The sequence below is a fragment of the Flavobacterium sp. genome (genome assembly GCF_043779715.1).
Lineage (GTDB): Bacteria > Bacteroidota > Bacteroidia > Flavobacteriales > Flavobacteriaceae > Flavobacterium.
Window position 1 is genome coordinate 1 of the sequence record NZ_JAYWDT010000137.1, and the last position, 7627, is coordinate 7627.

Consider the following 7627-nt stretch of genomic DNA (forward strand, 5'->3'; position numbering starts at 1 on the left):
ATTCAAAATAAACACAAATTGATTTTATAACTTATACATTAACATTTGTTATATTAATTCTTACATTTGTAACTTACAAAATAACTTAAATCAATTCCGAAAGATTTTTTCTTTCCCTATGGAATCAAGTGAAATTCTTGAACTGTCGTGCAACTGTGTTTTCCTTTTTTATGGAATAAGTCAGATACATAATAATTGATTTTTGTTTAAGCATCACGAAAGTGCTTGGACTCGCGTATTTCATTAATCTCTAATGAAATAATACGTTTGTTTTATTCACTTTTTTAATAATAAAAATGAATAAGCATGAAATACAAAGAATTAATTTTCAATTCAAATCGTCAACTTAATATTGCTTTCCAATATTCCAAATCTATTCAAGTATGTTAGAGGAATATGACAAAGCTTGGGCGAAATATCGGAAAGGTTTAAAAACAATTCCCTTGCCAATTATTTGTTGGGATTTTCATAATATTAAGCGTTTAGAATTACTAAGTTTCGATGTTATTCAGAAAAATTGGAGTGAAAAAATAAGTTTTCTAAAAATTGTAAACAATGAAAAGAAAGAGATCATTGTAACCGATAAAAATTTCAAAATTATTTTTGCAACAAAAAGTATTGTAACAATGACTGGTTATCATTCAGAAGAAATTATTGGAAAATCACCTAAAATATTTCAAGGAATTTTAACTTCAGAAATTACAAAAACTAATATTAGACAAGCAATAAATAACAAATTACCTTTTAAAGAAATAATTTTAAACTACAAAAAAGACGGTTCTACTTATTTATGCGAAATCGAAGCAATCCCGAAATTTAATAAAAAAGGAGAATTCTTAAACTATATCGCTTTCGAAAGAATAGCATCTTAAATACTATGAAAACACAAGAAGAAAAAATTAACGATTCAATTACACGAGTATTTAAAGCCGTATTTCCTAACACAACAAATCACTACGACACCTTATTTGGTGGTACTGCAATGCAGTTTATGGACGAAGTGGCTTTTATAACAGCCACAAGGTATAGTCGCCAGAAAATGGTTACAGTTAGTAGTGATAGAATAGATTTTAAAAGACCAATTCCCCACGGAACAATTATTGAACTTATTGGTAAAGTGACTTATTTAGGAACTACAAGCTTAAAAGTTAGAGTAGATATCTTTATTGAAGAAATGTACACGAATTCTAGAGAAAAAGCTATTACAGGAGAGTTTACATTTGTAGCAATTGATGAAAATAAAATACCAGTTAAAATCGATTAAAAAACAAACTCTAAAGTAGTATAAAAAGTTCTGTTGTCCGAGGGAATAATTCCTGGGCCAGGATAGCCTGTTGCACGTCTTGTAAAATAACTATTGTTGGTGAAATTATTTATTCCAGACTCTATTTTAAAGTATTTGAATTTGTAAGAACAAGAAAAATCGGCAACATAATAAGTCGGAATTTGCCCAAAAATGCCATAAGTATTATCGTTTTTATCGGTAAAATTATTATTTGCTTCTGTAAATTGCGACGAAACATAAGCCATTTGAATGCTGGACATAAAGTTTTTGTAACCAATTCCTGTTCCCACTTTTATGTTATACAAAGGTACAAATTCAACTTTTTTACCTTTAATATTGGGTATTTCTGATTTTAGATATTCTGATTCTGTAATGGCAATATTTGAAAAAATATTCCAAGTAAGGTTTTCTTTAGTGTCAAAAAAAGTTTTGCTTAGACTCCAGTCTAACATTGTCTCAAAACCATACGTTACCGCAGTTCCTATATTGCCTCGAAATCTTACAATTGCAGCAGATCCATTAGGGTTTCTGGTTTCAAATTCTCCAATTTTATCGTCGTAATACAATCCGAAAATATTAGTATCGAATGTGATTTTATCGGTAATTTGCCCACGAATTCCTATGTCGGAGGTATACCCTTTTTCATCGGTAATATTGTTATCTATTACTTGGCTTGGCGAGACAGTTCTAATATCATTAAACGTTACCGAACGGTAATTTTGGGACACATTACTATAAAACTCAATTCGATTTTGTGGTTTATAACTTAATCCTAGTCCTAATAATAATAGGTTTCTGTCCTTTGTAATATTTTCGGATTTGGTTTCGTCAAGAATTACATTTCCAGCTAAATCAAGGTTTATTTTTCTGTAAAAACCATTGGCTTGCGTTTTTATTTTTTCAAACCTGAAACCAGGAGTTATTGAAAATTTTGGTGTAATTTTAAAGATGTTTTCTCCAAAAAAAGCAAAATTTAAGTTCGGATATTTATAATCAGATTGATTGGTGTAAAATGGAAATTCATTGCTTGCGATGGTAAAATTAGTATCAGAACCGGAACTTCCTGGACCTTGAACTCCAGAATTGTTAGATTGATAATATTTCGTTCCAATTAGAAAAGCACTATTGTTACCTCTAATTTTATATCGTTTCAAAAAGCGTGCTTCTGCCCCCCAATTTTTAAACTCTCCAATAATTAAATCTCTTTCTGTTCCTATAATATCATTGTTAGAAACACGATTAGAACGATAACCAACAGCTTTTCGTGAAGCATTTAAACCAAATAACTGCAATGAAAAATCAGCATTATTGGTAAACTTATGCTTCAGTCTTAAAGCAAATAAATTCCAGTTTACGGCAAACCAATTTCTAGTTCGATTGCTTTGTAAAGGATCTTCGTTAAACATAACATCTGTTAATCCACCCGCTTGTTGGGCTAAATAACTAAAATGGGTATAATCAAAATGTAAGGAAGTTTTGTTAGTAAATTGATAATTGAGGTTTGCAAAATAATTTTTACTTTCAAATTTTGAACTCGGTCTAAAACCATCGCCTTGTTTATAATTGTAAAATGTATAATAACTAAATTTTCCTTTTGTTCCTGATAATGAAGTGAAATTGGTAAATAAATTATAGGTACCAATTGTATTTCTCGTAGTAATTTCAAATGCTTTTGTAGTTGGTTTCTTTATTTTAAAATTAACCAATCCGCCAAATTGCGTTCCATACTGTAAAGATGCTGCACCACGAACTACTTGAATTTCGTTTAAAGCTTCGGTTGGTGTGGCATAATAACTTTCGGGATAACCCAAAACATCGGCGCTAATATCGTAATCGTTTTGGCGTGTATTGAAATTAGATGTTCTATTTGGATCGAGTCCTCTACCGCCAATGCTAAGTTGCAGTCCACCATCGGAACTTTCGTTGATAGTTAGTCCAACTACTTGTGCAAAAATTTGTCTTGTACTATTGGTTGCTTTGTTTACTGTGAGTTTTTCTACAGCAATTACCTCGGTTTTTTTACCAGCATAGATAGCAGTTTCCTCAATATCTTTTAGTCTATTTAAAGCAAATACTTTTTCTCTTTGTTTATTGATTACAACTTCAGATAGTTCTGTTGTTTTTTCTAAAATAATTAATTTATTGGCTTCTGAAGGTGAAATTTCTATGTCTAGTATCGCGTAGTTTTCCTTATAGAATGTAAATTCAAAACTGCCTGATTTTTCAACTTCAATAGAAAAAGCACCATTTTTGTCTGAAAAATACTTATTTCCTGTTGTTTTATTGTAAATTTCTACTAATGATAATTTTGCTCCAGAAACACTTGTGATAGTTCCCGAAATGGTGTTTTGGCAAAAGCTATTTAAGCTAAAAAGTATAAATACTAAAAATTTAAAATCCGATAATTTCATCATTAAAAGGTAATATCCAAGTTTTAGGTTGGAAAGATTCATATTGGTTGGCAAGATTTATTTTTGGATTGATATATTTTTGGCTCAATCGACCGTTTAAGGCTACATAACTTTCTACATAGACTTCGGGGTTATTTATGCCTTGTTTTTTGTAATATTGACAAAGATAATGAGCATATTCTAATATAAAATCAGGTTGAAACGACATTTGCTTTTCTTGAAAAGTAGTTAAAAAGTGACTATTGTTAACTCTTATTTCTTTTTTAGTAATGCTATCTTTTATAATAAATTGAGTGTAACCTGCTTTTTCCATTATCATAACCCGCCAAGAAAAACGAAAACCTTCTTCGGTCCAGAATAATTCGTTTTTGTATAGAAAATAGCGAAAAGGGAATAACAATTGAAAAGTGATAAATAAACTGATAAAAGTCAATTTTACTTTATAAATTTTATTAAAATCTTGAATTTTCACTTTTCCGTTTTCGAAGTAATTAGCATCAATTGAAAATAGTTTTGTAAAATAGTCTAAACATTTTTTGTGAAAATCTGCATCAAAAAATATCAAAGTACTAATAATCATTATATAAGGAAAAACGCCTATCGGAAATAAAATACGTGTTAAAACATGAAAAATAACAACCAAAATAAATGCAAAAATTCGAGTTCGTTTGTATAATAATAAAAACACAATGCTCAAATCGTAAATCATTCCTGTCCACGAAAAAGCATAATGTACCCAGTTTTCGTTGAGTAGTGAGCCTATTATCGGCAAATTGGAATTATTGGGCAGCCATATTTTGAGCGGCATCGCATCAAGAAGCCAATCAGAATTTAGTTTTGCTAAACCAGCATAAAAATAAACGATTCCTAGTAATAATTTTAGAATATCAATAGTCCAACTTGGAGTTTTTTGAAATAAAATTTTAGGATTTTTAAGTGCATCTAGAGAAAAAGAAGCATTTGCGGGCAAAAAAATCATTATAAAACTAATTACCGAGATGAAATAATAATGATTGAGATATGTTGTTTTATCAATTAATTCGATATATGTAAAACTTACGAAGAGGGTAATAATTGCAATCCTGTATTTGTAACCAATAGCCACTAATAAAGCAGAGATACCAGCAATTACAAACAATAAATAAGTAAAACTCCCTAAAGGTTTTACCCAACTAAAACCATAATAGGTAAAATGAAATTGAGGTTCTATATAAAATTTTTCTATCCAATTATAACTAGCAAAACGAATTAAGCTAAATAACATCATAAAACCAAACGCTAGCCTAAAAAATGCTAGCGTTACGGTTTCTGAATATGAATTCAAATATTTTTTTATACTATCGTTTATCATTAATCACCGTCGCCATCTACATAATCTATAGATATATTCAAGGCTTGCATCATATCTAGTTTAATGTACACTACATTCTGTTGCAATGCATCATAGGCTAAAAGCATTTTAGAATTGTCTACATTTATTTGTGTTGAAAAACTATTATTTAATGCATTATTTGCTGTGTAAATTGGTGTAAACTGATTGTTTATAATATCGCTTAACTTCTGATTGTTTCTAATGACATTTAAAAAATCTAAATATGATTTCAACCCTTCTCCAGTCGTTGCAGATCCAAAATGTTTACCATTAAAAAAATCCTGACTGGCTTTTACAGCCTCGTTTAATAAAATTTTTGAGATGTCATTTTTATAGAATCCTTCTACTTTTTCAGTAAACTTTACACCACTAGAAAAAACACCTGCAGGAATGCCTATCTTACCTGCGCGAATATCCTTTTCAAAATTTTTAACAAAATTATTGGTTGTTTTATTTACTGAACTGCTTACGGAAGTTCCGTTATTGGCAATATAACTCGTTTTGAAACCAGAATTCCAATCAACTACAATTGCATCAATATTAGTTTTAAGTCTATTAGCAAGAGCAAGTAAATATTGTTTGTAATTTGTTGCATTTGCATTAGTATCATAAAATTCTACAATTGAAGTGTCATTTGCTCCTAGACCATTTAATAAATAATCTAAAGCAGGGAAACCCTGTTTGTCAAATTGTGATAGCAATGCTAAATTGTAGCTTCCTGAACTAATATTAGCTTCAATTCCTGCTGCATTTGTAGGATAGGTATTGGTAGTTTCTTTTATGCTTATTTCTTCTGCTTTACCAAAATTATATATCGAAATATATTGGTATGCTTTGTATGCTTCTAACCAAGAGGTTCTAACGGTTTGTAAATTTGAGACAGTTGGTGTTGTGTTAAAACTGTTAATATCGGTTAGCAATATTTGTACTTTTGCTTGATAATTAACATAACTCGGAACAATAATATTGTTAGCCCAGTTGGTTAAAAGTGCTGTTCTGTCATAATTGTTATCGGGCTTTACAGATTCTTCTTCGTTTTTAGAACAAGCAAAAAATAATGTAATAAAGCTTAAAAATAAGATTGTTTTTTTCATATTAACCTGATAATTGATTTGCAAAAGTACGAAAGGTTTTAGTTTTATCTAAATTAATTTACAGTTGCAGCTTGCACAACTGTAAATCCAAATTTTGTAGCAATTTGAGTTGAAATTGCGTCTAGTTTTGAACCAAGTGTGTTAATATCCCAAAGACCATTTGTACCGCTTACCATAGAAGCTAACATAGCATCAACTTCTGCTTTTGAGAAATAGGGATTGTTTGTTCCTGGTTTGTTTGTGTATCTTAATGACATGATAAAGCCGTAACCTTCAGACAAATCATGAAAAGCTTTAGCACCATTGTCCGTTACTAATTTACCCTTTCCAGCTTGTAAATAGAATACAGCTCTAACGGCAGGAATCATCGCTAATTTTGCTCTGATAATATCTATTTGAGCATCACGAACTGCATAATCATTGGCAACAATTGCGGCTCTACCTTTACGGAAAGCTAAATCGATATCGGCTTTAAGGGTATTAAAATCTACATCGGCATTCACTTGATTGATATAACTACTCCAGAATTTGAATGTATTTGGGGTTACAGTTGTGTTATCTGCTCCATAAACATAGCCGTAAGCTTCGTCCCAAGCGTGTTCCATTGCAGTATAAGATTTACCTGAAACTAAAACTTTATTAGTGTTATCAGCTCTATTAGTTGCTTCGTCTAACTTGTTTAAACTTAAATAATTATTAGAAATTTGATCCATCATGCAAGAACCCATCATCCCTTTTAGGAAAACTTGTTGTGGCTCTAATCCGTTGGTAGCAAATAATCTTTTGCTAGTGCCATCAGGGTAAACACCTGCAACACCTGCAGCAGCAGTAGCGCCTTGACTCGCAAGATCAGCATTGTCAAACTGGGTTTCGTAGAAGTCACGTATGTTTGCTTGTTCTGCAGTTGATCCTCCTCCGTAAAATAAGGTAAAGTAGTCTTTTGAAGCAGCAGTTTTATCTTTTAATTGTTTTCCAGATGTATTTAATCCTATTCCAGTAAAACGATTGTTAGTGTTGAGGTACATTTCAGATAAAAAAACATCGTCAGCCACAGTGGTGTTTGTTGCAGCAGTTTTTATGTAAGTACCCATTTCGTCTAACATTAATAAACGACTTGTTTGTCCTGCATAATCAACAGAAGTTACAGTGTTTCTTTCAAATGTATATGTTGCTGGAACTGTGTAATTAAAAGAGGCAGGCGCTTCAGTAGTAATATCGTCATCGTCTTTAGAACATGAAGCTAATAATAAAACGGTTAATGATGTTAATAGTAAATTTTTGTGCAACATAATATTGTTTATTTAGATTGAATTAAAATAATTTTTGCAAAGATATAGTCTAAATTGAGAAAAACAAAGTTTGTTTAAATTTATTCTAAATAAACTTTAGAATTTAACATTTGTTCTATTTTAAATAAATTAAAGGTTAATTTTCTTAAGATATTCTTTTTTTTTAATTCAATTAC

General features: G+C 30.4%; 6 protein-coding genes. 2 read left to right on the forward strand and 4 right to left on the reverse strand.

Annotated elements, in window-relative coordinates; all coding sequences use genetic code 11:
• The first annotated feature begins 383 nt into the window (after nt 1–383).
• Nucleotides 384–872, forward strand: coding sequence for a PAS domain-containing protein (locus ACH2BG_RS06875; RefSeq protein ID WP_395046971.1), 489 nt, complete (start codon nt 384–386; stop codon nt 870–872).
• Between the two features lie 5 nt (nt 873–877).
• The gene (locus tag ACH2BG_RS06880) at nt 878–1264 is read left to right on the forward strand and encodes an acyl-CoA thioesterase (RefSeq protein ID WP_395046972.1); all 387 of its coding nucleotides are present in this window, start codon (nt 878–880) and stop codon (nt 1262–1264) included.
• Here ACH2BG_RS06880 and ACH2BG_RS06885 read toward each other — a convergent pair.
• From ACH2BG_RS06885 to ACH2BG_RS06900, 4 genes are read right to left on the reverse strand one after another with little or no spacing between them, the layout of a single operon-like run.
• Complete coding sequence (locus ACH2BG_RS06885; protein WP_395046975.1) at nt 1261–3696, reverse strand: TonB-dependent receptor family protein; 2436 nt, start codon at nt 3694–3696, stop codon at nt 1261–1263. The two genes, ACH2BG_RS06880 and ACH2BG_RS06885, sit on opposite strands and share 4 nt — an antisense overlap.
• A complete protein-coding gene (locus tag ACH2BG_RS06890; protein ID WP_395046976.1) occupies nt 3677–5044 on the reverse strand; it encodes an HTTM domain-containing protein in 1368 nt (455 codons plus the stop codon). The genes ACH2BG_RS06885 and ACH2BG_RS06890 overlap by 20 nt, the downstream gene beginning before the upstream one ends.
• A gap of 2 nt (nt 5045–5046) precedes the next feature.
• Nucleotides 5047–6162 (reverse strand): imelysin family protein, encoded by a 1116-nt coding sequence (locus ACH2BG_RS06895; protein ID WP_395046973.1) that lies wholly within the window; start codon nt 6160–6162, stop codon nt 5047–5049.
• A gap of 53 nt (nt 6163–6215) precedes the next feature.
• The gene (locus ACH2BG_RS06900; RefSeq protein WP_395046974.1) at nt 6216–7451 is read right to left on the reverse strand and encodes a DUF4856 domain-containing protein; all 1236 of its coding nucleotides are present in this window, start codon (nt 7449–7451) and stop codon (nt 6216–6218) included.
• Between the last annotated feature and the right edge of the window lie 176 nt (nt 7452–7627).